The organism is Paraburkholderia sp. J63 (assembly GCF_905220245.1).
Taxonomy (GTDB): domain Bacteria; phylum Pseudomonadota; class Gammaproteobacteria; order Burkholderiales; family Burkholderiaceae; genus Paraburkholderia.
Genome location: NZ_CAJMZF010000007.1, coordinates 68,282 through 94,799, shown reverse-complemented (window position 1 = coordinate 94,799; position 26,518 = coordinate 68,282). Strand labels below are relative to the sequence as shown.

Here is a 26,518-nt window from a genome sequence, read left to right as displayed (position 1 = left end):
TCAGCAGTGCTGATATCCAGCGGATTTGCCCGCGCTGCCGCTTCAACCGCAACGGCAATCGCAGCCGCAACCGTATCGCGCCCCATCAAGGCGTGCGGCCGCATTCTCAATGCTCGTTGCTCGCTCGCGCCGCCGAGGGGCACGCCGGGTCCGTGCCCCAATGGCCATCGCATACGCGCCAGCGGCAGAGTTGATCCTCAAAGAACTCGCGATCGCCGCACGCCTTCACTTGCTGTGCAAGCGACGCATTGCTGTCGCCCTGACCCTTGCCCGCCGACTTCGACCCGTGGGCCGCCGTTTTGGCATCGGCCGGCTTCGTACGCGCCACGAGCACGGCGAGCAAATCGACGTCGGAGTCATCCTTCTTCGCGCCGTTGTGCGGCTTCTTTGCCTGCGCGACGGCGGTCTTGCTTTGCGCATGACGCTCATTGGCCGCCTGGCGCTTCGCAGCGGTCTTATCGTGCGCTTTCGCCGATTGCGCTGCTTGTGCCGATTGCGTCGATTGCGCCTTGGGCGCCGCCGCCGTAACCGCAGCGCCGCTGGCGTTGCCATCGTGCACGCCGTCCGCGAGCGCGCGCGAAAGCCGGTCGGCGTCGTTCGCGGGCGCGGAAGCGCCATTGTCCGCGGACGGCCTGGCGCTCGCGGCCTCGTCGTCGGCGACGATGGTTGCCGCGTGCGACGCCGAGGCTTCGTCGGGCGCGCCGGTCTGTGCGCGCGCAACGACCGCCTGCGAGGCGCTCGCGGCCGCAACCGTGGCGCTGGCCGGCGCGGAAGCGCTCGACGTTGCGGATGGCGCGCGCGTCATCAAATGCCAGGCGCCGAACGCGCCCGCGCCGATCACGAGCAGCGCAACGAGCGCCGCTGTCTTCGAGGTACGCGCTGTCTTGCCTGCCGGCGCGGCAGGCGGCACGACGCGGCCTTCCAGATTCGCAAGAATGCGCGAGCCATTGCGCGCGCCGGCGTTGGCGGGCGCGCTGGCCGCTTTGCCGGGGCCATCAGCAAGCAGGCTGGGTGGAGCTTTAGGGCGGGAGTTGTCCGGCACACTCATTAGAGTCTCATTCGAATCGTGCACATTGAATCAGGCCTGTTTCGCCGTAATAATACGTGTCGGCCCGAGTTCGGGCAGGCCTGATTCTAAAATCAAGCATTACAAAAAACAATTGCCTCCAGTCACGGGGTTGCTTTTGGTTGCCATTGCACTCGTCATCTATTTCGTCATTACCGTTCCGTTAGCGGCAATACTGCTTCTACCGGGCGTGCGAGCCACGTTTTTCGGTATCGTATCCAATTTGCATAACCTCATCACGCGCCGTGTTTCGGCAAGCGCCACGCATGCGCGTAAAAGTATTTCGCGGTCGGCAAAATATTCACATTCAACTGTGAACAGCATGCAAAATTTGCTGATTAAACGACGCTTGCTGATTTTGTCGACGACAGGTATTCTTGCGACGCCGCCGCTGATTGCTATTGCGCTTCGCGGCCACCAGTTATTCCAATACGACGACACGCTTCGGGCGCCCGATGAAAAAGTCGCGGCGCTGCTCAATGGCGAGCAGCTCGTTCCGCCGCCGCCATTGCCGCCTGAAGTGTTCGCCACACGGGAGGTCGAACAGCTGCGCCCCGCTTTGGTGGATGCGAGCCGCGACTGGAATCTGCTCGATCCCGACTTCCGTACGCGTCTATTGCTCGTTTATAAAATCATGCACGAGCAATACGGTTATCAAATGGCATTGCTGGAAGGTTATCGGAGCCCCGAACGGCAGGACCGGCTGGCGAAAATGGGGGGCAGCGTGACCAATGCTGCGGCGTTTCAGAGCTATCACCAATACGGGCTCGCGGCGGATAACGCGTTTTTACGTGACGGCAAGCTCGTCATTTCAGAAAAAGATCCTTGGGCCATGCGCGGCTATCAGTTATATGGGCAAGTGGCCGAGCAGGTCGGGCTAACGTGGGGTGGCCGGTGGAAATTGATGGATCTCGGGCACGTCGAATATCACAAGCCCGGTTTCGTGCTCGGGCGCAGGGCAGCGGCTCTTCAAAAAGTCCCTAATGTTCCAAATGCCCCCAATGCCCCCAATGCCCAATAAGAAGTGCGCCAATGGAATCGCCAATGACGCGCCGCGTGACATATAGGGCCCGCACTGCCTGTATGGCCGACATGGTTTCGCAACCGAACGCCTATAAGCTCAGGCGGCCCGCCGTGGCCGCCGCGCGCCACCCTGCCCGCGATCGCGCCCGACGCATCGCGCGGCCAGCGCTCGCCGCGCCGCCGGCGCACATGACACACCAGGCAGACGCTACGCACCATCAGAACAGCACTCAAAGCACCAGGACCTGACCGGCTTATGCAACGCTTCCTCAACGTGTTGACCCACAGGCGCACGCTTTCCCTCATCGGCTTCATCGCGCTGGCTGCGGTGCTGTTCATTGCCGCCGACACCTTGCAGATCGCGCTCGTGTGGGTCGCGCTCGTGCTCGGCGTGCTGCTCGCGCTCTGGCTGCTCGTCTGGATTGTGCGCCGCATACGCGTGCGCCGCGCCAACGGCAAGCTCGGCGAGATGCTAGAGCAGCAGGCCCAGGTCGAAACCCCCAACGCCGCCGCCGTTGCCGCGCGCGGCACGCAGGCCGAGCTCGACGCGCTGCGCACGCGCCTCGTCGATACGGTCAAGACCATCAAGACCTCGAAGATCGGCCAGCTTTCGGGCGGCTCGGCGCTCTACGAGCTGCCGTGGTACATCGTGATCGGCAATCCGGCCGCGGGCAAGAGCAGCGCCGTGCTCAACTCGGGCCTGCAGTTTCCGTTCGCCGACAAGAAAGACGCCATCGTGCACGGCATTGGCGGCACGCGTAATTGCGACTGGTTCTTCACGACCGAAGGCATTCTGCTCGATACGGCGGGCCGCTATTCGGTGCACGAGGAAGACCGCGGCGAATGGCTCGGTTTTCTGGGGCTGCTCAAGCGCTTCCGGCCCAAGGCGCCCATCAACGGCATTATCGTGACCGCGAGCATTGCCGAGCTCACGGGCAATCGCCCCGAGTTCGCGATCAATCTCGCGAAGAACCTGCGCCAGCGCGTGCAGGAGCTCACGGAAAAGCTCGAAGTGTTCGCGCCCGTCTACGTGATGTTCACGAAGGTCGACCTCATTACGGGCTTCACCGAATTCTTCAGCGGCAGCGACCGCAACGAATACGACCGCGTCTGGGGCGCCACCCTGCCCTACGAGCCCGATGAGAAACGCGACGTCGTCACGCAGTTCGACGAGCGCTTCGAAGAGCTCTACGACGGCCTCAAGGAAATCAGCATCGCGCAGATGTCGATCAGCCGCGGCAACGCGCTCACGCCGGGACAACTGAGCTTTCCGCTCGAATTTTCCACCATCAAGCCCGCGCTGCGCGCGTTCCTCGCCACGCTGTTCGAGAACAATCCGTTCCAGTACAAGCCTATTTTCCGCGGCTTTTACTTTACGAGCGCCTTGCAGGAAGGCGAGACCAACAGCGCCGCCGCGCAGCGCATCGCGAACCGTTTCTCGCTCTCGACCGATAGTCTGCCCAAGCCCCAGGCGGCCTTCTCGAAGAACGGCTTCTTCCTGAAAGACCTGTTTTCCAAGGTGATTTTCGCCGACAAGCAAACGGTCCGCCAATTCGCGAGCCCCGCGAAGACGCGTCTGCGCTACGCCACGTTCTTCGGCGTGGTGGCCGCGCTCGCGCTCGCGCTCGGCGGCTGGACGTGGTCGACGATCAACAACCAGCAACTCGTGGCGAACGTGCAGGCCGACCTCGACAACGTGGAGAAGCTGCAGCAGAACCGCAACGACCTGCAGTCGCGCCTGCAGGCCATGGACATTCTCGAGGACCGCATCGAGCAGCTCGAGCAGTTCCGCCGCGACAAGCCGCTTGCGGTGTCGCTGGGCCTCTATCAGGGCGACCGCGTCGAGCAGCATCTGCTCCAGGAGTATTACAACGGCGTTCGCCAGATCATGCTCGCGCCGGTCTCGCAGAACGTCGAAGGCTTCCTCAAGGAAGTCGACGCGCATCCGGACCAGCTCGCGCCCATGACGCACGCGCCCGATTCGGGCGCGGTGCCGGTTTCCGCGCACGCGGCCATGGCCACGCCGAGCCAGGGCGGCCTCTATAGCGATGCGTCGCCGACCAGCGTCGAGGACGCATACAACGCGCTCAAGACCTACCTGATGCTCTCGGACAAGCGTCATGTGGAGACCGCTCACCTGACCGACCAGATCGCCCGCTTCTGGCGCGGCTGGCTCGAACAGAATCGCGGCAACATGCCCCGCGACGAGATGATCAAGAGCGCCGAGCGCATGATCACCTTCTACCTCTCGCGCGTCTCCGACGACGACTGGCCGATGATCGACGCGAACCTCGCGCTCGTCGACCAGACGCGCGAAGACCTGCGCCACGTGGTGCGCGGCATGCCGGCGCGCCAGCGCGTCTACGAGGAAATCAAGGCGCGCGCCTCCACGCGTTTCGCGCCGATGACGGTCGCGCGCATCGTCGGCGAAGGCAACGCGTCGCTCGTGGCGGGCAGCTACGCGATTCCCGGCACCTTCACGCGCGAAGCGTGGTTCCAGTACGTGCAGCCCGCGATCCGCGAAGCCGCCACGAAGGAACTGCAGGCGAAGGACTGGGTGCTCAACACCTCGGCGAGCGACGACCTCACGCTCGAAGGCAGCCCCGAGCAGATCCAGAAGACGCTCGTGGGCATGTACAAGACCGAGTACGCGCAGCACTGGCAGAAGTTCATGCAGGGCATTGCCGTACAGGATTTCGGCAGCTTCGGCCAGGCCGTCGACGCGATGAACCGCCTCGGCGACCCGCAGGATTCGCCGATCCGCAAGATCCTTGAAACCGCGTACGACCAGACCTCGTGGGATAACCCGTCGCTCGTGAACACCACGATCAAGCGCGCGCAAAGCGGCATCACGGGCTGGTTCAAGAACCTGTTCTCGCGCGCCACGAGCGGCCCGATCCAGGCGAACATCGACATCAACGGCAATCCGGTCGAGATGCCGATGGGTCCGATCGGCCAGGCGTTCGCGGGCCTCGGACGCATCGTCGTCACGCACGACAACGGCTCGATGCTCAAGGGCTATATGGATTCGCTCTCGAAGGTGCGCACGCGCTTTAACACCATCAAGAACCAGGGCGATCCGGGACCGGGCGCGCGCCAGCTCATGCAGCAGACGCTCGACGGCAACGGCTCGGAGCTTTCCGATTCGCTGAAGTTCGTCGACGAGCAGATGCTCACCGGCCTCACCGACGACCAGCGCAAGGCGCTGCGCCCGCTCCTCGTGCGTCCGCTCATGCAGGCCTATGCGGTGGTGATCCAGCCGGCCAGCGCCGAAGTGAACAAGGTGTGGAATGCACAGGTGTACCAACCGTTCCAGGCCTCGCTCGCGAACAAGTATCCGTTCTCTGGCACGGCGAAGATCGAGGCCGGTTCGAGCGAAATCGCCCAGACCTTCGGCCCGGACGGCGCGATCTCGAAGTTCGTGAGCACCACGCTCGGGCCGCTCGCGGTGCGCCGCGGCGACACGCTCACCGCGCGCACCTGGGGCGACATGGGCCTCTCGCTCACGCCCGACTTCACCAACGGCTTCGCCCGCTGGGTGGCGCCGCTCGCGGGCGGCGCGGCGGGCGCGAGCGGCGGCTCCAGCGAACCGCAGACCGTGTTCCAGATCCTGCCGCAGCCTTCGAGCGGCACGACCGAATACACGATCGCGATCGACGGCCAGCAACTGCGTTATCGCAACACGCCGCCGCAGTGGACCAACTTCGTGTGGCCGAACCCGTCGGGCTCGCCGGGCGCGACGCTCTCGGCAACGACCTTCGACGGCCGCACGATCCAGCTCGTCAACGAGCCGGGCCGCTACGGGCTGGAGAAGCTGATCAATTCGGCGCAGCGCAGCCGCCGACCGGACGGCACCTTCGACCTCACGTGGACGCAAGGCAGCGTGACGGTTGCGGTGAGCATGCGCATCATCAGCACCTCGCAGCCCACGGCTTCGAGCGGCAATGCTCCACAACAGCAGGGCTTGAGCGGCGTGCAGTTGCCGTCTTCGGTCGCGAACGTGGGTTCGGCGGGAGGCAACCCCAACGCGCCCGATGCCCCGAACGCAGCGCCGAATGCAGCACCCGCGTCGGGCAACGCGCAGAACAACAACGCGCCCGCCGCCACGGTGACGACGGCCAACGCCACTGGCGCCAACAATAACGCGGGAGAGGCGCAATGACGCAAACCGTTCAGGCGCAGATCGCCTACTTCGGCAAGATCCCGTCGCGCGGCGACTTCGTGAAGAGCGCGCACAATCCGCAGCTTCTACAGACGCTTGACCGCTGGATTGCCGAAGCGATGGACATGCTCACCGACGATCCGCGCTGGAAGATCGTCTATGAAGAAGCGCAGCCGATGCACTTCGCGTTCCTCGGCTCGCAAAGCAAGCTCGCGATCGCGGGGCATATGGTGGCGAGCCACGACCAGTCTTCGCGGCGCTTTCCGTTTCTCGCGGCCACGGCGCTCGAAGTCGAGCAGCCGCTCGCGTTTCTCGCGCGCAGCCCGCTCGCGCTCGCGCGCCTGTGGTCGCGCGTCTCCGCGCAGATGCAGCCACTGCTGGGCACGAGCGAGCCGGCCGGCGCGCTGCAGGCGCTCGGCGAAACGCTCGTGCCGGTGGACGTGGGCGGCGCAGGCAACCCGCACGACGGCACCTTTGCCGACTTCATCGAGCATCAGACGCTCTCGGGACTCGAGCAAATGCTGCTCGCAAGCGGCCATCCGGTGCGCGTGCGCGGCGCGATGCTCGCGCTCGGCTCGCTGCTGCGCCCGGTCATGACGAGCGGCGCCGCGCATCTCGAGCGCGGCCTCACGCTGCCGCTGCCGACCGACCCGTTCTATCGCAGCCTCGTCGCGGCGTTCTGGCTCGAGCTGATCGCGCCGTTCGTCTCGAAGGCCGATTTCGAGCTGGCCATTTTCATGGGCACCATCGCGCAGCGCGAGCGGCTCGTCATCGGCTTCAACGGGGCCTCCGCGAAGACCCTGCACAGCGTGGTCGATCCGCAAACCTACGCAGCCCATAACATCGATATCGACGATCCCGAGTGGATCGACGAACATGCACAGAACGACCATGGCATCAGCAAACTCGTCAGCTACCTCGATCAGCCGCAACTGTCACTGCGCGTCTCGATCGACACGTTCCGCGAGGCGTTCATCGGAGAGCCGGTCAATGGCCGCCGTGCTTGAGCCGCATAAGCGCGGCGCGCTCGCTGTTGCTGCGGCGCTGGCGTTCGGTGTGTTCGTTACGCTCAGCGCCCCCGCGTTGGCCGACGATGCTAGCCCCGCACACGTCACGCCCGTGGAAACGAGCGGCGGACAGATCCGCACCACGGTGCTGCCCGGCACAGCAGCCGCGCCCGGCGCTTCGGGCGCGCGCAGCACCGTGAGCTCGATGCCCGCACCGGCGAACACGACGCCGGGGCAGGTGGTGGTGGGCGGCAAGGTGCCCGACGAAGCCACGCACGCGGCCGTGCTGCAGCGCCTGCGCGACACCTATGGCGCGGCCAGCGTGGTCGATCAGATCGAAGTGGGCGACGTGGCCACGCCGCCCAACTGGTCGGAGAACGTGCAGAAGCTGATCAACGCCGAGCTCAAGCAGGTTCATAAAGGACAACTGAAGATCGACGGGACGCAGATCGACGTGCGTGGCGAGGTGGGCAACGAGGCCCAGCGCCAGCAGATCGCGAGCGACATGGCCAATGCGCTCAATCCCACCTACACGATACGCAACGGCCTGCGCGTGAGCGCGTCCGAGCAAGGGCTGCTCGACCAGACGCTCGCGAACCGCACGATCGAATTTGAAACGGGCAGCGCTACGCTTGCGCCTGAGGGCCGTGCGATTCTTGACCAGATGGCGGCCGTGCTCGCGAAGATGAATACGCGCACGGTGGAGATCATCGGGCACACCGACAACTCGGGCAATCGTGCTTCGAATATCGTGCTGAGCCAGGCGCGCGCCGATGCGGTGAAGGGTTATCTGGTTGGCAAGGGGATTTCGCCGCAGCAGCTCACGACCGATGGCGTTGGGCCCGATCAGCCGGTGGCCTCGAATGATACGACCGATGGGCGTGCGCGCAACCGGCGTATTGAGTTTCGTGCGGGGCTCTAGTGCTGGCTCAGTGCGCTTTCCTTTGGCCTTTCCTTGTGTTCGTGTCGGTCTATAAGCGTTGCCCCTGTGCGGGGCGGCACCTACTTTCTTTGCGGCGGCAAAGAAAGTAGGCAAAGAAAGCCGCTCACACCGCCAGTGTGACGAAGTCCACAAACAGCCGTTTAAGGGGAATGGTATAGGCGCGTCTGCCATCTCGCACCATTCCACCCAGTGACAAAGGACTCATTCATCCCGCTGCGCGCTACGCGCGCAGCGGTCGGGTCTGCACGGGAAACCAAGGGGACTACCCGCACACGCGACCACGCATGCGCCCCAGGGGTTTTCGGTTATGCCCCACGGCGCGCGCAGCGCCGCCGGATGTGAGATGCCTTGTCACTTTGTTTGGTGGTGCGAAATGACGGATGCTCCTATACCTTTCCCCCTAAACGACTGTTTGCGGACTTCGTCACACTGGCGGTTTGAGCGGCTTTCTTTGCCTACTTTCTTTGCCGCCGCAAAGAAAGTAGGTGCCGCCCCGCACAGGGGCAACACTTATAGACCGACACGAACACAAGGAAAGGCCAAAGAAAAAGCGCACTGTGCGCCAGCACTCACTCGTCCTTCACCCCCAACATCTCCCGAATATGCGAGAGCGTGCCATCGTCCTTCACGACCGTCGCCAACCACTGATGCAGCGGCATACCGGCCCATTCGGCCGCCTTGTCAGCGAGATAGGCCACCGGGCTGTGCGGCTCCGTGGCGCGAAAATAATCGGCCACGGCACGCAGTTGCGCCACCGCGTCCGCGCGGCTCTGAATGCCGCCATGCGTGCGGCCATGAACGCGAGTCGGGGTCTGCACGGTTTCCTCATGGGGCAAAGACGACTTGAAGCTCGGCTCCGCGCGCTCCTGCACAGCGGATAAATTGCTTTGGACTGCTTGTGAAGCCTGCCCGTCATGCGGCGCTTCGTGTCTCACCGCCGCGTCCGGATCAACACCCACATCGCGAGCAAAGCGCGTCACGAGCCCATAGACATGCTCGAACGCATCGCGAGTCTGCCGAAAGCTCGGCGCGGCATCGCCCGCGCGGCGCTCAAGCTCGTAGTCGAGCGCCGCGAGCGCCGTCTGGAAGGCCTTGAATTGCGCGAGCAGCGTCTCGTAGAACGCGGGTGCGGTCGCGCGCCGCGAGGCGTCGATCTGCTCGACCGAGGGCTTGCCGCGCGCAATGTCGGCTGCGTTGTCAGGATCGCGCTTGATGGCCTGCGCCACGTGCTGCGCGATCTCCCAGTCGAGCGCGCTAAAAGGCGTACCCGACTGCGTGAGCGGCACGGCGCGCAATAGTTCGGCCGAACGCCCCGCAAGCCACGCAACATTGCCAAGCCGCGACTCGACATCGTCGCCCTCGGGCAGCGGATGCAGATGCTCCCAGAAGCGCTCCACGAGCCCCGTGAGGATCGCATAGCCCTGCGTGAGGCCGGGCATGCCGTCCTGAATCGCCAGCGCCTCGGTAAGCCACGCGGCCACGCGCAGGTCCTTGGTTTGCGTGGCGAGCAGCGCGGTGCAGCGCTCGGCCACGAAGGTCCAGTCCGCTTCCTTGATTTCCGTGACCCACTCGCCCTGGTCGAGCGATGGATCGTCGAAGCGGCGCGCGTGCGCGATGGCGTCGAAATCCGCGGAAAACAGCATATCGTCGCCGCACGGCGAGCTTTCGCTGATGGGTGAAAAAATGGGCGCAAGCTGCGCGTTGATATCGGTCGGCATGGTCAATTCACGGTGTATTCGAACTCGCCGGCCTCGTTCGCGCGCACCGCCACGCTCGCGAGCGCGGTGCCCTGCGCGATGCGTTCGAGCACCTGCTGCGCCAGCTCGGGCAGCAGCGTGCCGTTCAGAATGTGGTCGACGTTGCGCGCGCCCGAGTCCACTTCGGTGCAGCGGGCCAGCACGGCTTCCACGAGCGAGTCGTCCCACTCGAAGGCGGCACCGTGATTCGCCTCGATACGCCGGCGAATGCGTTCGAGCTTGAGTTCGATGATCTCGGCGAGCACGTCGTCGGAGATCGGGTAGTACGGAACGACCTTCATGCGCCCGAGAAATGCGGGCTTGAAGGTCTTGTAAAGTTGCGGACGCAACAGTTCGGCGAGCGCGTCGGCGTCGGGCAATGCCTCGGCGGGCTTGTTCAGGCACGCCTGCATCACCGCGGTGGAGCCCACGTTCGAAGTCAGGATGATGAGCGTGTTGCGGAAATCGATGGCGCGCCCTTCGGCGTCGTCCATCGCGCCCTTGTCGAAGATCTGGAAGAACATTTCCAGCACGTCCGGGTGGGCCTTCTCGACTTCGTCGAGCAGCACGACCGAATACGGATTGCGGCGCACGGCCTCGGTGAGCACGCCGCCCTCGCCGTAGCCCACGTAGCCCGGCGGCGAGCCCTTGAGCCCCGAGACGCTATGCGCCTCCTGATACTCGCTCATGTTGATGGTCACGAGCTTGCGCTCGCCGCCATAGAGGATATCGGCGAGCGCGAGCGCCGTTTCGGTCTTGCCCACGCCCGACGGGCCCACGAACATGAACACGCCGCGCGGCTTGTTCGGGTCTTCGAGATTCGCATTGGCCGTGCGCACGCGCTGCGCGATGGCCTCGAGCGCATGGTCCTGGCCGATCACGCGCTCGCCCAGCAGCGGGCTCAGGTTCAGCACGGTCTTGATCTCGTCCTTCACCATGCGGCCTAGCGGAATGCCGGTCCACGAAGCAACCACTTCGGCCACCACGTGCGCGTCCACTTGCAGCGGCACCATCGGGCCGTCGCCCTGCAACGCGTGCAACTGCTCGACGAGCGCGGGCAGTTCCGCGCGCGCGGCATCGGCGTCGCGGGCGAGATCGGACGACGCGCCCTCTTCGCGCGCCGCGTCGATCCGATTGCGCAGCGCCGCGATCTGCGCGACGAGCTCGCGTTCCCTGGCGTAGCGCACTTCGTCTTCGGCGACGGCGGCCGCGGACTCGTCGCGCGCCGCGCGCAATTCGGCGAGACGGTCATCGTGCGCCGCGCCGTTGGCCGCTTCGCGTTCGAGCGCCGCGATCTCGGCCTCGATGCGCTCGATGCGGCGCTTGCCGTCGTCGATCGCGCCCGGCGTCGAGCTATGCGCGAGCGCGACCTTCGCGCACGCGGTGTCGAGCACGCTCACCGCCTTGTCGGGCAACTGGCGCGCGCTGATGTAGCGATGCGAGAGGCGCACGGCTTCGGTGATCGCCTCGTCGAGAATGCGCACGTTGAAGTGGCGCTCCATGAGACTCGTCATGCCGCGCAGCATGGCGGCCGCGAGCGCTTCGCCGGGCTCCTCGATCTTCACGACCTGGAAGCGCCGCGCGAGCGCTGCATCCTTCTCGAAGTACTTCTTGTACTCGCTCCAGGTGGTGGCCGCGATCGTGCGCAACTCGCCACGCGCGAGCGCCGGCTTGAGCAGGTTGGCGGCATCGTTCTGGCCCGCCTGCCCGCCCGCGCCGATGATCGTGTGCGCCTCGTCGATGAATAGCACGATGGGCTGCGGGCTCTTCTTCACCTCGTCGATCACGCTTTTCAGGCGGTTCTCGAATTCGCCCTTCACGCTCGCACCCGCCTGCAACAGGCCCATGTCGAGCACGCGCAGCGCAACGTTGCGCAGAGGCTCGGGCACGTCGCCCTCGGCGATGCGCAGCGCGAGCCCCTCGACCACGGCTGTCTTGCCGACGCCGGGCTCGCCCGTGAGGATCGGGTTGTTCTGGCGGCGTCGCATCAAGATGTCGATGGTCTGGCGAATCTCGCCTTCGCGGCCGATCACGGGGTCCACATGCCCATCTCGCGCGCGTTGCGTGAGATCGGTCGTATAGGTGTCGAGCGCCGGCGTCTTCGACGGGCCGCTGCTCGCGCCCGACTCCGCCGCGGCTTCGCCGGATGCCGATGCCTGTTGCGACGCGTTGCGTTCGGCGTCGCGCGGCACGCCTTCCACCGAGCCTTCGGTTAGTTCATCGAAGCGATGCTTGAGCTCGGCTGCAGGCACGTCCGCAAGACGCGCCGACATGCGCTGCGCGAACTGTGCGAGATCGGGCGCGCTCAGGAGCGCGAGCAGCAGATGGCCTGAGCGGATGCGGCCGATCTGCGTGTCGAGCGACGCGATCAGCCACGCCTGCTCGAACAGCGCGATCAGATGCGGCGAAAACACGGGCGTGCGCGTGTTACCCGTCTTGAAGTGCTGCAATTCGCGTTCGAGGTCGGCGCGCACCGCGTGCGGATCGATGCGCGAGGCGCGCAGCGCGCACACGAGGTCGGAGGCCGGCTCTTCGAGCAGCGCGAGAAACAGGTGCTCGAGATCGACTTCGTAATGTCCGCGCGACAGGCACGAGCTGGCCGCGCGTTCGGCTGCGAGGCGGCAGGTCGTGTTGAGCCTGGTGATCAGGGTTCTAAGGTGGTGCGTGCTCATGGCGTGAAGTCGATCCAGGCGAGGTTCCGGTCAGTCGTCAATGGGTGACATGCAATTCGTAGTGCGCGTCGCTACGGTCGCTCTCCGCTTCGTGCGTGCAGAGGAACGCGTCCCAGCCGAGCCGCGAGCCGGCGCCGAGCTGGCTCGCGCCCACGTCCGCACGGCGCAGCACGAGGCGCACTTCGTATTCGAGGGTCACGCACCCGAGCAGCGTGAGCATGCGCTCCAGCGCCACCGCCCGCTCCGCGCCCGGCAAAAATGCTTCGTAGTCCTCTTTCGAGAGCGGCCCGATCACGAGGCGCGCGCGCATGTCGCGCTGCCAGACGCGCTCGCCCGCAAGCGCGGTCGCGCCGAGCGCGACGTTGCGCATGCCGAGCATGGAGAGCTGTTCGGGCGGCACGTCGTACCACTTGCCGACGAATTGCTCGATGCGCACGGGCACGTCGAAATAGTCGGAGAGCGTGTTCTGCAGATACACGGCCGACACGGGCCGATGGCGCGCGGCAATGGCGTGGCCCGCAATCGCTTCGTCGAGCAGCGCGCCGGGGCCGTCGTGCAGGCCATCGCGCGAGTCCTCGCTGGCCACGCCCGCGAGCGCGAGCAGCAACGGCAAATAGCGCTCGTCGCGGTCGAGCTCGTAATGAAACGGCAGACGATACTTCTTCCACGCGGCGTAAAAGAGCGCCGTCGCGCGATTGGAAAAGACGTCGAAGAACTCGCGCGCGGCGCGGTCGCGCTTGAGTTGCTCGCGCGCGATGAGTTGCTCCGTATAGTGCAGCGGCAGCGCGCCCTGCGCGCCCAGCAGGCCGAAGAACGCGGGCGTGATGGCCACCTGCGCGAGCTTGCCCTCGTCGAGCGCCGCCGTGCGCGCGGCTTTTTCCGCGAGCGGCTGCCCGGCTTCGTCATAGGACAGGGCCTGCTCGATCTCGCTGGGCGGAAAGCTAAGCGAGAGCGTGTTGCGAAACGCCACGCGCTGCGCGAGCACGTCGCGCTGGCGCTCCTGCGCCTTGTCGACGAACCAGCGTTCGAGCAGGCGCACCGCCTGGAAAAATTCGAAGCGGTGCGGCTCGTCGAGCAGGCGCTCGATTACACCAGGATCGATTCGCCGCTGCGGGGCTTGCATCGCAGGATCTCCTCGCCGGTGAGTTCCGAAATCACCACCAGTTGAATAAAGCTGTTGATATGCACATAGAGGCCGAAGAACACGTCGAGCACGCGCGCGAAGGTGCCAAGGCTCGTGCCGACGAAGTGGTCCTCGTCCACGCTCACGCGTATTTCCACGCCGCGCACGAAGGTCGCGAACGGCTTGCCGGGCAGCCATTGCACGGCCGGACGCTGCTCCACGTTCACGATGCCCTCGATATGCCGCGACGAGACCGCCGAGCGGCGCAGGTCGTAGAGCGCGAGCATTTCCTTGAGCGTGGTCGCGCCGCCGCTCGCGAGCGAGACGTGGTTGAGCGACAGATGCGAAATCAGGCGCCAGTGCGCGGCCTGGCGGCGCTCGAAGCGCACGCACGGCGTGGGCCGCGCGAGCAGCGCGATCTGGTTCGTGAGCGAGCCGCCTTCGAGAAACAGGTCGCCGCCTTCGAGCCCCACGGCGAGCCCCGCGGGCAAATCGCGGTTCGTGCAGGTGAGTTCGAGGCTCAGCGTATCGGTTTGCTCGACTGATGGATCGAAGTCGATATCGACGATCGATATTTCGGTTTCGTAGCCGGGACTCTTTTGCGCGACCCAGTCGTCGCGGCGCGCGAACCAGTAATGGCCCGCGCGTGCGGCCTCGCCGTGGCGCAGCGAATAGAACGGCCGGAATTCCACCACCGATTCTTCATTGGCGCGCTGCTGCACGAGCTTCACCGAATCGATCGAATAGACCTCGTAGGCGAATGCGCGGCGTGCCTCGGCAATCACGGGATAGCCAATTGCCTGATGCGAGAGGCGGATCGGCTCGCCGGGCTGCTTGAAAAGATTCACGACCGGCGTGCAGAAGAGCCGCAGATGGTGCGCCGCGAGCGTATCGAGCAAACGCGCCTCGTGCGAGTCGCCGCGCACTTCCTTGAGCACGATGTGCAGCGTGAGGCGCTGGCAGCGGTCCGTGGCGGCGCTCATGGCCGCGAGATCGAAATCGACGAAATCGAATTTGGCGGCAAACGCGAAGTATTCGGTGAGCAGACGATAGGCCGGATGCGATCTCGCGGGAAAGTCGATGAGCGCGTCGTCTTCGGCAAAACCCACCTGCGAAAACGGCAGCTCGCGCAGAGCGTGCCAGCGCCCGCTGCGCTCGGGTTCGACCCATGCGCCCAGCGCATTCACGAACAGGCAGTCGCCGAGCGCCGCAATGAACGATTGCTCGCCGTGCAGATAGGTGCGCAATTGCGGCACTTTCAGCCCGGCCAGATCGAGTTGCGGCGAGCTCGATTCGAACGTGATCGAAATGACGCCGGTGGCGTCCGCGGGCAGCACGATCGAAGTGGGCGCCATCGCCACGGGCATGTAGCGCGCCTCGGAGATGCGCACGGGCGCGAGCGTGACGTCATAGGCCGTGCGAAAGCGGCATTGCACGCCGCGCATGGGCCGCGACTTGAGCTCCGTGCCGCGCCCGATCATCGCGGGCGCCGTGAGATTGGCGAACGACGCGGACGTGCCGAGCTGCGCGATCGAGCACGACGGAAAGGGCCGCAGATAATGCGGATAGAGGACTTCGAGCAGCGCCTCGGTAAATTCGGGGTAGTCGTCGTCCAGACGCTTGTTGATGCGTGCGCCCAGCAGCGCGAACGACTCGATCATGCGCTCGACGTGCGGGTCTTCGCACTGCTCGCCCGTCATCGCGAGCCGGGCCGCGATCTTCGGGTAGCGCTGGGCGAATTCGCGCGAATAGCGTCGCAGGAACGACAGCTCGCGCTCGTAATACGGCAACAACTCTTCCATCGCGGCTCCCGCCCCCCCAAAGTCCTGCTTCGCGCCCCGCCCGTGCACGCCGCGTGGCCGCGCGGCGCCGGACGTTGCATCGTTATGTCTTCGCGCGCGCGCGCGTCACTGAATACTGCAGCGTGGAAGGCTGCAGCAATGCGTCGAAGTTTACCGGCTCTTCGGCCGGATGAACGACCAGTAATGCCTGAATGATGAAATTCAGCATGCTGGTCGAGCGGTTGCTCACTTCGAGCGTCACGTTGACCCGCTGCAGGCGCGGCTCGTGCCGCTTGATGGCCTGCGCGATCGATTCGCAGATGAACGTGCGGTCGTAGTGGCTCGCGAGACTGAGCCCGGCGAAGTCGCTCAGGCCATAGGTCAGCAAGGACTTGCGGCACTCGGGCAACTGCTCGAGCATTTCCTCCGAAAACGCGATGCGCGTGTTCAGGATCGACTCGAGATCGCGGGCGACATTCGCCTTGAGCTCGTCCAGCGACAATTGCCGCATGGCGGCGGGTGCCGGCACATGCGGTTCGTCGTCGAACAGCTTGTCGAAGAAACTGGGTTCGAAGCGCTTCATCAAACCGGTTGACGCCGTTCGGGCGTCATATAGCAATGCCCGGACAGCGCACGCGGCGCGCACCGTCCGGGCCGATCAGAGCTCTGCCGAAATCAGACCGCGTAGGTCTTGTCGTTCTTCGTGAGGCTCCATGCACCCTGAGCATTGCCGCCCTGGTTGCCGCCGATCTTCTGCTGCGTGTACTTCCACTGCACGGCGGCGTACTTGAGCGAGAACTGCTCGGTCGGCAGGCCTTCACCGACGACCGAAGGCGTAACGCTCGAAATGATCACGTACTTGAGCTTGATTTCGAGGTACTTGATGCGGTTGCCTTCGCCGTCCGAGCGCATGAAGTCGATCGTCACTTCGTCGAAAGTCGTGCCGCCCGAAGCGTGCTGATAGAGCAGCGGGCTGACCACGTCGATGTCCTTCGTGAAGCACATGTCGCCGTGCTCGCAGCGCTCGGCCGTGAGGCCGCCCGCCGTCGAAGCCGTTGCCGAGCGCGGCTGCACGATCGAGTGATTCCACGAATCGATCTCGACCCAGTTCGCGTGGTCCTTGTCCTGCGATTCGCCCTTGATCGCCGGATTGCCGAACTTTAGATAGATGTCCTTCATAACGTATCGCTCCCCATAGAGGTGGTTTGTACGACGGTGGCAGACGCGCTGCCGCTCCGCCTGATGTACCGCAGTCTCTGGCTACGGCGCCCCGCGAACGCCGGGGCGCCGCGCCGGATGCTTCATGCTGCCCGGATGACCTGATGCATTGATGGATGACGCAACGATCTCCGGGTTCTACGCGAGCTTACGAATTGGCCGGCTTCGGCAGATCCGCCACGAGCCGCAGCGAAATCGAAAGCTCGTCGAGCTGGAAGTGCGGACGCAGGAACGCAACCGAACGGTACGAGCCCGGCCGGCCCGGAATCTCCGCCACCTGGATCGAGGCCTCGCGCAACGGGAACTGGGCCTTCTGCTCCTGGGTGGCGTTGTCGTCGAGCAGGACGTACTGCGAAATCCAGCGGTTCAGGAACACCTCGACGTTCTGCGCCGAAGCGAAGCTGCCGATCTTGTCGCGCATCATCGCCTTCAGGTAGTGCGCCACGCGCGATACCGAGAAGATGTATTGAAGCTGCGCGGAGAGCACGGCGTTCGCATTCGCGCTATCGGTGCTGTACTTTTTCGCCTTCTGCACCGATTGCGCGGCGAAGAACGCGGCGTAGTCGGAATTCTTGCAATGCACGAGCGGGATGAAGCCGAGGTCGCTCAGCTCCTTTTCGCGGCGGTCGGTAATCGCAATCTCGGTCGGACACTTGAGCGCGATCTCGCCGTCGTCGGTCTTGAACGTATGGGTGGGCAGGTCCTCCACGAGGCCGCCGCCTTCCACGCCGCGGATCGCCGCGCACCAGCCGAAGTCGTCGAACGCGGCCGTGAGGCGCGCCGCGAAGGCCCACGCAGCGTTGCACCAGAGGTACTTGCTGTGATCGGTGCCGTCCACTTCCTCGACGAAGTTGAAGCCTTCCGCCGTGGCGCCGTCCTTGGGATTGAACGGCAGGCGGCCGAGAAAGCGCGGCAGCGTGAGGCCCACGTAGCGCGAATCCTCGGAGTCGCGGAACGACTTCCACTTCGCGTATTCGACCGTGTCGAACACCTTGCCGAGATCGCGCGGCTTGCCGAGATCGGCAAACGATTCGAGGCCCATGAGTTCGGGCGAGGCCGATGCGATGAACGGCGCGTGCGCCGCCGCCGCGACATGCGACATCTGCTCGATGAAGTACATGTCCTCGGGCTGGCGCGTGATTTCGTAGTCGCCGATCAGCGTGCCGAACGGCGCGCCGCCGAAGGTGCCGAACTCTTCTTCATAGACCTTCTTGAAGAGCGCGCTCTGGTCGAACTCGACAGCCGTCTTGAAGTCGCGCACGACGTCGCGCTTGGGCGCGTGCAGCGCCTTGATCTTGATGGTCTGGCCGGTATTGCTTTCCTTGCACAGGTAATCGAGGCCGCGCCACGTGCCTTCGAGGCGCTGGAATTCCGGTGCGTGCATCACGGCGCTCAATTGCGCCGAAATGAGGCGGTCGAGCTCGGCCACGCGCGCATCGATCGTGGCCGAAAGATTGTCGGAAACGACCACGGTGCCGTCGAGCACCTGATGCACGAGCTCGCCGATCAAGTCCTTCGCGCGTGCGTGCTCCGAATCGGACTTCGCGACCTTGCTCTTCTCGACGATGTCGTCGAGCAGCGACGGCTGCGCTTCGCCTGCGGCCGCCTGTTGTGCGACTGCGCTTTGCTGGTTCATGTCGTCCCCCGCCTCATTCGCCCTTGGGCTCGTCGTCGTCAAGCGCTCGCTTGCCCGCGTTCTCGGCCAGCGCCTGCAATTGCTGCGTATTGGAGAGCACTTCGTTCAGCAGGTCTTCGAGCTTGTCGTTGCCCGCGAGCTTGTTGCGCAGGTCCGCGAGCTTCGAGCGCGCCTCGAGCAGGCGCCGCAGCGGCTCGACCTGGGCGACGACTTCATCGGGATTGAAGTCGGCCATCGACTTGAAGCGCAGATCGACGGCGAACTTGCCGCCCGCTTCGCTCAGGCGGTTTTCCACCTGATACACGGCGCGCGGCTCGATGCCTTTCATCACGTCGTCGAAATTATCGCGGTCGATGTTGATGAACTTGCGGTCGCGCAGCTTGGGCTGCTCGATTTCCGATTGACCGGCCAGATCGCCCATCACCCCGACGACGAACGGCAGTTCCTTTACTTCGATCGCGTCGCCACGCTCGACCTCGTAGGTCAGCTGGACGCGCGGCGGCCGCACTTTCTGCAGGCGCTTCTGAATGCTTTCTTTCTTTGCCATCGACGGCTCCCTGCTTCCGTTGTGACCTTGTTAGCGAGTGGTGTTGCGGTTCGCGCGCGCGGCGGCGCGCGCTTGCCCGCCATTGCCCCGGTTGCCTCGCGTTGCCTAGCGCAGCGCGCTGAACGGGTCCGCGCCGTTGCCGGCTGCCTTGGCGGGCGCCGTTGCCGCGGGCGCGGCCGGTGCCGCCGGTGCCGCCGTCACAGCAGCAGCCGTGTCCGCGGCCTTGTCGGCTACTTCGGTGCTCCTGGGCGCGGCCTTCACGACGTGGCGAACGTAGCGCTTCTTCTTCACGGGCGCCTTCGTGCTCTGGTCGGGCGGGAACAGCGCGTCTTCGCCGAGCGTGTCGCGCAGCTCCTTGGCGAGCGCCTGGGCGTCGGTCTTCGCATCGCCCTGCAGCGACGCGTCCTGGCGCAGCTCGCCGAGCGATTGCGTGGCCACGCGCAGGCCCGCCACGGCGAGCACGCTCTTCGCGGCGCGGTCGGTCTGGTCGCGCTGCAGCGCTTCCTGCGCGGCGACGATGGCCTGGCCGTAATGCTGCTGCTGGAACTGGATCTGCGCGATGCGCGACCACGGCTCTTCCCGCGTGGGATCGGCGGCGGCGAGCTTTTGATAAGCCGCGATAGCCTGGTCCTGATTACCGCCCTTCGAAAGCGTGTCCGCATCCGCGAGCGCCTTGTTGAAAGCCTCGGGCGATGCTGAAAGAGTGTTGCTCTGGGAAGCGCAGCCGGCGACGATTACACCGCAAGCGATCACAACCCCCGTTAGCTTCGAAAAGACCCGCTTTTTCATCGTTCTTTCACCGCCGTTTAATTTTTAATTCAAGGACAGAAGCCAGAGTTTTACTTATCCCCCAGCGCGCCGTATAGTACAGGCCAATTTTCTTAATTTCAAGATGGCTTAACCGTGTTTTAAAAACGCCAGAAATAGCACGCGGGCTAAAAACATTGAACTTGCCTATAAACGGCAAGCGGACCCAGAAAGAAATACCGGAAGGACCCTTGAAAGCCGTGATGCGAGAAGGAAAATTTTCCTGCTCCATTAATAAATGAAGCCAACACGGGGAGGTTAATGCCCGCGCAATGCGCCGTGCATTAGCTGCGCCAAGACATATTAACGTAGCGGGAGAGTACGGGCCCTGGCGCCCGCGATAAAAATGACTGCGCGCATTATTCAATTCGCATCGAATGCGGTGGCGCTGTGTGCCGCCGCCGCCCTGCTGGGCGGCTGTGCGGCGGCCGTGCCCGCCATTGGCAGCGCGGCTTCGGCCGCACTGCAGCTCGCGGGCTTCGGCAAGCCCGACGTGCCGGACAGCCAGAAGCCGCCGCGCGATCTGGGCATCACGCTTTATGCGGCGCGCAACCTCAATGCGGCGAACGACAACAAGCCGCTCGCATTAGTGGTCCGCCTCTATACGCTGAAAGACCCGACCTCGTTCGAGCAGGCGCCATTCGATACCTTCACCGATCCCGCGAAGGAAAAAACCACGCTGGGCGCGGACTTGCTGAGCGTGCGCGAAATCACGCTGATCCCGGGCCAGCGCTATAACGCAACGGAGAAGGTCTCGCGCGAAGCGCAGGCATTCGGAATCGTCGCGCTCTTTCGGGACCCGGCAATGGAGCGCTGGAAATTTGCATTTGATCCGGCGAAATCGGAGAAATCCGGCATAATGGTCGGCCTGCACAACTGCGCCATGACCGTTACCAGCGGCACGGTAATTCCGACCGGTGCGGGGCAGTCGGCGCAAGCGCTCAATCTGCTCTCGTCGGTAACCTGTGGATAAATCGCCGCGTGCGGCCGCTTTAAAGCGGGCCAGAAGCAACGGAAATACGGCTGCAATAGTGGTGCAATTGGACTCCGAACCACATTAACCAACAATCCAGTCCGCCGGCACGCGCGCATGGCGAGACCCGATCGACGCATAAAGCTGAATCAACATGAGCTATTCCTCGAAAGTGCTATGGGGGGAAGGCCTGTTTCTCAGGCCTCAGCACTTCCAGCGGCAAGACGCCTATCACGAAGCGCGGCTCTTCGAGTCGATCCAGGCCATCCAGCCATACAACTGGGGCGTGCGCTCGATCCGTATCGATCATGATTCGCTCGGCAGCAACATCCTGCGCGTGAGCGAGCTCTCGCTCGTGTTTCCCGACGGCACGCTCTATTCCGCGCCGCAGGCCGACGACCTGCCGCCGCCCGTCGCGCTCGACACGCTACCCGAGGGCATCAACGAATTTACGTTCTATCTCGCCCTGCATCAGGTGCGCGAGAACGGCTCGAACTATTCGAGCGACCGCGACGCCGGCTTCGTCGCGCGCTACGTGAGCGATCAGGCGAGCGTGGCCGACCACTATACGGACGCCGCGCAGGCCGACATCACGTTCCTCAGGAGCAACGTGAAGCTCGTCGCGCATACCGAGCCGCGCGATCAACTGCTCGCGGTGCCGGTCGTGCGCGTGCGGCGCACGGCGTCCTCGGGCTTCGAGGCCGACGAGAGCTTCGTGCCGCCGAGCCTCGCGATCGAAGCGTCGCCGCTGCTGTACCAGCGCCTGCGCCGCCTGATCGACGCCTTGCAGGCCAAGGTCAACGCGCTCTACGGTTTCCATCGCGAGCCCACCAAGAACATCATCGAATTCCGCTCGGGCGACATCGCCTCGTTCTGGCTGCTGCATACGGCGAGCGGCGCGTTCGCGACGCTCGCGCATCTGTACCAGCACGCGGCGCTGCATCCCGAGCGGCTCTTCCAGGAGCAACTGCGCCTCGCGGGCCAGTTGCTCACGTTCTCGAAGAACCATGCGCTCGCCGACCTGCCCGCCTATCGCCACGACGATCCGGGCCCCGGCTTCGCGCGCCTCGACGCCATCCTGCGCGACCTGCTGGAGACGGTGATCTCCACGCAGTACTTCGCGATCGCGCTCGAGGAAGTGCGCGCGTCGTTCCATATCGGCCGGCTCGACTCCGGCAAGATCGACGACAAGACCACCTTCTATCTGGCCGTGTCCGCCGACATGCCCGCGGTCGACCTCGTCGAGGCCGTGCCCGCGCGCTTCAAGGTGGGCGCCCCCGACGACGTCGACAAGCTCGTGCTCTCCGCGATGCCCGGCGTGCGCCTCGTCTACACGCCGCAGGTGCCGCCGGCCATTCCCGTGCGTCCGGGCGCGTGCTACTTCTCGCTGGAGTCGCGCGGCGCGCTCTATGAGCGCATGATCCAGGCGCAGTCGGCCATGGTCTACACGCCCTCGGGCATCAACGATCTCAAACTCGAACTCATCGCGGTGACGTCATGACGAACGCGCCTTCCCTGTTCGGCGGCGTGACGCCGCCGCCTGTGTCGCCCACGCCAGCCATGCCGGCAAGCGAGCCCGCCTACCAGGTGCGCTCGCTGCTCGACCTGCTGTACGACGGCTTCTTCATGCTGTTCCTGTTGAAGAACGGCCGCGAGCCCGGCGACGCGAGCGAATTCAGCGCGCGTGTGCAGCAGTTTCTCGGCGACTTCGAGCGCGGCGCGAAGAAGCTCAATATCGCCGCCGAAGATGTCTATGCGGCGAAGTTCGCGTTCTGCGCGGCCGTGGACGAGTCGGTGCTCGCCTCGCCGTTCAAGATCCGCTCGGACTGGGAGCGCCGGCCGCTGCAGCTCTCGCTGTTCGGCGAGCAGCTCGCGGGCGAGAAGTTCTTTCAGTACCTCGAGGAATGCCGCGCCCAGGGCGCTGCGCGGCTGCAGTCGCTCGAAGTCTTTCACATGTGCCTGCTGCTGGGTTTCCAGGGCAAGTACATGCTCGAAGGTCCCGAGAAGCTCGCCTACCTCACGGCGCGTATCGGCGACGAAATCGCCCATATGAAGGGCAAACGCGCGGCGTTCGCGCCGCACTGGCCGCTGCCCGATCTCGTCGTGCACCGCCTCAAGCGCGAAGTGCCGCTCTGGACCATCGGCGCCGTGTTCGCGCTCGTGGGTATCCTCGCGTGGCTGGGCCTCCATACCTGGCTGAAGGACAGCACGGTGCGCACGCTCGCGCCTTATACGAACATCGTGAAGCTCGGGCCGCAATCGGCCAATCTCACGATTTCGCTGCCTTGATGTTTCAAGGCGCGATTTAAAGGCGTGGTTTAAAAGCGCGATTTAAAGACGTGATTTAAAGCCGCACGCGCGGCACGCCAGGGCGCACGCTCAAGCGGCGTCGCCCTGCGTCGCCACCACGCGATCGCGGCCCGCCACTTTCGCGCAATAAAGATTCGCGTCCGCCTGCTTGAGCCACGCGGCGTAATCTTTCATCGTCTCCTCGCATTGCGCGACGCCGACGCTCACCGTGCACGGGCACGCCGTGCCCGCCTCCTGCGCTTTCGTGCGCACCGTCGCTACAAAACGCTCGGCCGCCGCGCGCGCCTCGGTCAGCGTCGCGCCCGGCAACACCACGCCGAACTCCTCGCCGCCGTAACGCCCAATGCTGTCGCCCACCCGAAAGTGCTCGCGCAGCAGCGCCGCGAACGCCTGCAGCACCGCGTCGCCGGCCGGGTGGCCGCGCGTATCGTTGACAGCCTTGAAGTGATCGAGATCGACGAGCAGCAACGACGATGCATAGTGCACCGAGCGGCACCGCTCGAATTCCTCAGCGAGCAGATTCTCCCAATGGCGACGATTGAGCAGGCCCGTGAGACCATCGGTACGGCTCAAGCGCTCGAGCGTGCGCGTCTGCTCGGCGAGCTTCTTCGAAATGCGATACGTGCTCCAGCCCAGCGCGAGCGGATAAATGATGAGAAACGGCAGGCACGCGAGAAGCGTGGGCATGCGCGTCTCTGGCTCGAACGCAAAGCCGAGCGTCAGCAGCCCGAGCGCAAAGCCCACGAGATGCGCGGCCGCGCCACGCATGAAAAGCTTCGCGCCGCCCGCCGCGATGTTGTCCATGCTGAGCATCACGAGGATCAATACGCTCGGCAGCAGGTTGAAACGCATCGCGACCACCCAGAGGCCGCCCATCGCCGAATCGATCATCAGATTGAGGCGCTCGCCACGATAGGGCACGACGTTCGTGTGCGCGGCACGGCGCGCCACATGCGGCCAGAGAAAGCCATCGAATACCAGCAGCGCCCAGAGCACTGGACCACGCCCCTGCTGCAGAAACACGGAGGCCACACAAAAGAATCCGAGCCCGAGCCCCGCCATGCGCAGGCGCCAGATACGCTCGACAAAACGCCTGCCCTTGCCGGCCATCGGGTTCGTGCTGGATGCCATCCTGTTGGTCTCGCCAGTCCCGCCGCGCTGTACGGGATCGAAGTCATGCTTTTATGAACGAATGCGGCCATTGTGCCACCGGGTGCCCGTATCGGCGTGACATCTTCGGCATAAGCGCCTTGGCGTGACTGCGAACGCGCGAACGACGCCGCTATCGATGCATATGCACTGCTGGCATGCTCACGCGCCGAGAGTGCCTATGCACAGATGGCCATGCGTCGCGCATGAAGCCGGGTGCATCGCGATGAATCAGGGGTGATGCCTAACGTTCTTACCAACCGTTACAGAAGCGCCGCCGCCGTTTCACCTGGTTTCACCTGTACGCGGCCTGCCTTTCTAGAATTCCTCTGACCGTTGCGTGACGTGCTCGCACAGCGGTCGCAAACGCAGTCCCGCGCCACGCATCGCATCCCGCCGGGCCCTCGTTTGTGCAATCGATAAATCACGAAAGGAGTTCGTATGTCTCGCCTCTCGCTTGCTTCGCTCGCTACTGCATCCGCCGCCGGCCTTCTCGTGCTCTCGCTGGGCGCTCACGCCCAGACCACGGCGCCCGCCGGCACCAACGCGGCCACCGCAGGTGCCGCCAACAAGCTGCACGAAGCCGACCAGAGCTTCATCGCAGACGGCACGCAGACCGTCGCCACGCAACGCGACGCCGCGCGCATTGCCGATTCGCGCTCGACCGACCGCGACGTGAAGGCCTTCGCGGAGCAGATCGTCTCCGACTACACGAAGCTCTCGAACTCGATGCGCGCCGCGAGCCCGCGCGGCGTGGACGTGCCGCGCGACGACCCCGACACGGCCATGATCGACAGCATCAAGAATCTGCGCGGCGCCGACTTCGACAAGGCGTATATCGAGCAAGTGGCGCTGGGCGCGCAGCAAAAGACGCTTTCGGCATTCCAGGCGGAAATTGCACAAGGCCGCGATGCGGGTTTGAAGAAGGCCGCGACCGAAGGCCTGCCGGTGATTCAGGCGGATATCGCCAAGGCGAAGGAGCTGGCGCAGCGCAAGCATATGGCTGGCTGATCTGATTGCGGGCGCGGTTGATCGTGCGGTCGACCCCATTCATCAACTGCGCAGCGTAAATGATGCGGGCGCGGTTCCCATACGCCATGTGGGGACCGCGCTCGTTTTTATTTGTGGTTCATTGCGGGCTATATTGAGGCGCGGCGGAGGCGCCCGATTCAGTTCTCCGGCTGCGGATCGCAATAGTCCCAGATGACCGCTCCCCACGATGTGAGTTGAGGGCCGGGCATGGGGTTCCCCGCCTCGACGTACACCGTTTTTTTCGTCGCGGGACTTTGCCAGTAACCGGTGCGCGGACAAGGCTCGCCCGGTAAAGCACGCGGCTTCGGTTGTGCGATGGGCGGGGGGAAGTAGGTGTCTTCCTCAGCGGGGAGGCTACCGTCGTGGTAGCGCTTGTCCTCCCACAACAAACGCCAGCGCACCACGTGCTCTTCATCGGTGCCCTCTAGCTGGTATCTGTGGGCGACACTGCCTTTGAGGAAATAATTCGGACAACCGACCTTGTCGCCGGGGAACCACGGCTCCCAGATTCCTTCGACAGGAATCTCGTGATCGCTGTAGACCTCGCCCTCGCTGGATTCGTTTTTGGGCGGACGGGGTGGGAGTTCTGCGGGAAAGCTGCGGCCCGGCGGCCAGTACCGCCACGCTGGATATCGTGCATCCTGGAACAAGGATTCGTAGGTCCAATGCTCGAAGAAGCGGCGCCCGCCGTCGGCACGCTTTCCGTCTGTGAGCACCCCAATAAAATCCAATCCGGCAGTACACTTAAGCGCCAAACAACTCAACTCTTCAATCCACACCCCCTCTGCAAATCCAGTGGCGTAGACGGAATCCGTATAGTTCGTATCTCTCACGCCGAGCGAGTGAAAGAACGGGTCATACGTTCTACCCATTTCGAGCGCACTCCTGCCGAAGAGAAGGCCACTACCTCGTTCACTACCTGTAACAAGTGCCTCGTAAGCCGATCGCTTGTCGGAGCCTTTGCGTAATGTCTCGATGCCCTCACCCATCCGAACCAATGCGTCCATGAAATTGCTGACGTATGCGGCCTCCAGTTCCGTCTGATTGGGACTCGGCGTGTCCAACTGCTTGGCGTAAGCGACGAGAAAATCCCGGTACAGCCCAACCGCGTGATTCAGGAACGTCCAGCTTGTCCACTTTTTGAGCAGGTAAAACGCCTTGGCCCGCGCGTGCTGTTCCTGCTCGGGGGTCATAGTGAGTGTATTCAGCATCATGGGTTCTACTGTTCGGCAGTTCAGCTTTGGCACAAGCGCGTGCCACCCCGCTTAGGGGGCACACTATGCGAAGCGCTTCCATTGCTTCGCGCTATGATGGCGCACGAACGTACGCTGCA

The 26,518-nt window shown here is 64.3% G+C and carries 21 protein-coding genes; 8 read left to right on the top strand and 13 right to left on the bottom strand.

Translation table 11 applies throughout. The features are described 5' to 3' along the window. Window positions 1–106: 106 nt before the first annotated feature. On the bottom strand, window positions 107–1,048 hold the full coding sequence (locus tag U5775_RS10270; RefSeq protein ID WP_322058026.1) for a hypothetical protein: 942 nt from the start codon (window positions 1,046–1,048) through the stop codon (window positions 107–109). A 136-nt stretch (window positions 1,049–1,184) separates the two neighbouring features. On the opposite strand from U5775_RS10270, the gene U5775_RS10265 reads away from it, so the two are divergent. The 4 genes from U5775_RS10265 (at window position 1,185) to U5775_RS10250 (ending at window position 8,180) form a co-directional block, all read left to right on the top strand. Continuing rightward, window positions 1,185–2,087 (top strand): M15 family metallopeptidase, encoded by a 903-nt coding sequence (locus U5775_RS10265; RefSeq protein ID WP_322058153.1) that lies wholly within the window; start codon window positions 1,185–1,187, stop codon window positions 2,085–2,087. Between the two features lie 258 nt (window positions 2,088–2,345). Further along, window positions 2,346–6,251 (top strand): type VI secretion system membrane subunit TssM, encoded by a 3,906-nt coding sequence (tssM, locus tag U5775_RS10260; protein ID WP_322058025.1) that lies wholly within the window; start codon window positions 2,346–2,348, stop codon window positions 6,249–6,251. Further along, on the top strand, window positions 6,248–7,258 hold the full coding sequence (tagF, locus tag U5775_RS10255; RefSeq protein WP_322058024.1) for a type VI secretion system-associated protein TagF: 1,011 nt from the start codon (window positions 6,248–6,250) through the stop codon (window positions 7,256–7,258). Before tssM ends, tagF begins: the two co-directional genes overlap by 4 nt. Further along, window positions 7,242–8,180, top strand: a complete 939-nt coding sequence (locus U5775_RS10250; protein ID WP_322058023.1) for an OmpA family protein — start codon at window positions 7,242–7,244, stop codon at window positions 8,178–8,180. The genes tagF and U5775_RS10250 overlap by 17 nt, the downstream gene beginning before the upstream one ends. Before the next feature lie 590 nt (window positions 8,181–8,770). Here U5775_RS10250 and tssA read toward each other — a convergent pair. The 10 genes from tssA to U5775_RS10200 form a co-directional block, all read right to left on the bottom strand. Next, window positions 8,771–9,919 (bottom strand): type VI secretion system protein TssA, encoded by a 1,149-nt coding sequence (gene tssA / locus U5775_RS10245; RefSeq protein WP_322058022.1) that lies wholly within the window; start codon window positions 9,917–9,919, stop codon window positions 8,771–8,773. A gap of 2 nt (window positions 9,920–9,921) precedes the next feature. Next, window positions 9,922–12,609, bottom strand: a complete 2,688-nt coding sequence (tssH, locus tag U5775_RS10240; RefSeq protein WP_322058021.1) for a type VI secretion system ATPase TssH — start codon at window positions 12,607–12,609, stop codon at window positions 9,922–9,924. 37 nt (window positions 12,610–12,646) lie between these two features. Then, the gene (gene tssG / locus U5775_RS10235; RefSeq protein WP_322058020.1) at window positions 12,647–13,732 is read right to left on the bottom strand and encodes a type VI secretion system baseplate subunit TssG; all 1,086 of its coding nucleotides are present in this window, start codon (window positions 13,730–13,732) and stop codon (window positions 12,647–12,649) included. Then, window positions 13,696–15,534, bottom strand: a complete 1,839-nt coding sequence (gene tssF, locus U5775_RS10230) for a type VI secretion system baseplate subunit TssF (protein ID WP_322058019.1) — start codon at window positions 15,532–15,534, stop codon at window positions 13,696–13,698. Before tssF ends, tssG begins: the two co-directional genes overlap by 37 nt. A gap of 82 nt (window positions 15,535–15,616) precedes the next feature. Beyond that, entirely contained in the window at window positions 15,617–16,096 is a 480-nt protein-coding gene (gene tssE / locus U5775_RS10225; RefSeq protein ID WP_322058018.1) for a type VI secretion system baseplate subunit TssE, read from the bottom strand. A gap of 92 nt (window positions 16,097–16,188) precedes the next feature. Continuing rightward, window positions 16,189–16,692, bottom strand: coding sequence for a type VI secretion system tube protein Hcp (locus U5775_RS10220; protein WP_322058017.1), 504 nt, complete (start codon window positions 16,690–16,692; stop codon window positions 16,189–16,191). 187 nt (window positions 16,693–16,879) lie between these two features. Further along, on the bottom strand, window positions 16,880–18,367 hold the full coding sequence (gene tssC / locus U5775_RS10215) for a type VI secretion system contractile sheath large subunit (protein WP_322058016.1): 1,488 nt from the start codon (window positions 18,365–18,367) through the stop codon (window positions 16,880–16,882). A gap of 13 nt (window positions 18,368–18,380) precedes the next feature. Further along, entirely contained in the window at window positions 18,381–18,914 is a 534-nt protein-coding gene (gene tssB, locus U5775_RS10210) for a type VI secretion system contractile sheath small subunit (RefSeq protein ID WP_322058015.1), read from the bottom strand. Window positions 18,915–19,019: 105 nt separating this feature from the next. Then, a complete protein-coding gene (locus tag U5775_RS10205; protein ID WP_322058014.1) occupies window positions 19,020–19,703 on the bottom strand; it encodes a hypothetical protein in 684 nt (227 codons plus the stop codon). A gap of 7 nt (window positions 19,704–19,710) precedes the next feature. Next, on the bottom strand, window positions 19,711–19,953 hold the full coding sequence (locus U5775_RS10200; protein ID WP_322058013.1) for a hypothetical protein: 243 nt from the start codon (window positions 19,951–19,953) through the stop codon (window positions 19,711–19,713). A 114-nt stretch (window positions 19,954–20,067) separates the two neighbouring features. Between U5775_RS10200 and tssJ the strand changes: the two genes are divergently transcribed. From tssJ to icmH, 3 genes are all read left to right on the top strand, one after another. Beyond that, window positions 20,068–20,694, top strand: coding sequence for a type VI secretion system lipoprotein TssJ (gene tssJ, locus U5775_RS10195; protein WP_322058012.1), 627 nt, complete (start codon window positions 20,068–20,070; stop codon window positions 20,692–20,694). A gap of 154 nt (window positions 20,695–20,848) precedes the next feature. Then, entirely contained in the window at window positions 20,849–22,195 is a 1,347-nt protein-coding gene (gene tssK, locus U5775_RS10190) for a type VI secretion system baseplate subunit TssK (protein WP_322058011.1), read from the top strand. Further along, window positions 22,192–22,983: a type IVB secretion system protein IcmH/DotU gene (gene icmH, locus U5775_RS10185; protein WP_322058010.1), complete on the top strand. Its 792-nt coding sequence runs from the start codon at window positions 22,192–22,194 to the stop codon at window positions 22,981–22,983. Before tssK ends, icmH begins: the two co-directional genes overlap by 4 nt. A gap of 90 nt (window positions 22,984–23,073) precedes the next feature. Here the strand turns inward: icmH and U5775_RS10180 are convergent, their stop codons facing one another. Then, entirely contained in the window at window positions 23,074–24,135 is a 1,062-nt protein-coding gene (locus U5775_RS10180; RefSeq protein WP_322058009.1) for a diguanylate cyclase, read from the bottom strand. A gap of 459 nt (window positions 24,136–24,594) precedes the next feature. Between U5775_RS10180 and U5775_RS10175 the strand changes: the two genes are divergently transcribed. Further along, window positions 24,595–25,164 carry a DUF4142 domain-containing protein gene (locus tag U5775_RS10175; RefSeq protein WP_322058008.1) on the top strand — a complete coding sequence of 190 codons (570 nt, stop codon included), beginning with the start codon at window positions 24,595–24,597 and terminating at the stop codon, window positions 25,162–25,164. A gap of 158 nt (window positions 25,165–25,322) precedes the next feature. Here the strand turns inward: U5775_RS10175 and U5775_RS10170 are convergent, their stop codons facing one another. Further along, on the bottom strand, window positions 25,323–26,399 hold the full coding sequence (locus U5775_RS10170; protein WP_322058007.1) for an Imm72 family immunity protein: 1,077 nt from the start codon (window positions 26,397–26,399) through the stop codon (window positions 25,323–25,325). Window positions 26,400–26,518: the final 119 nt, after the last annotated feature.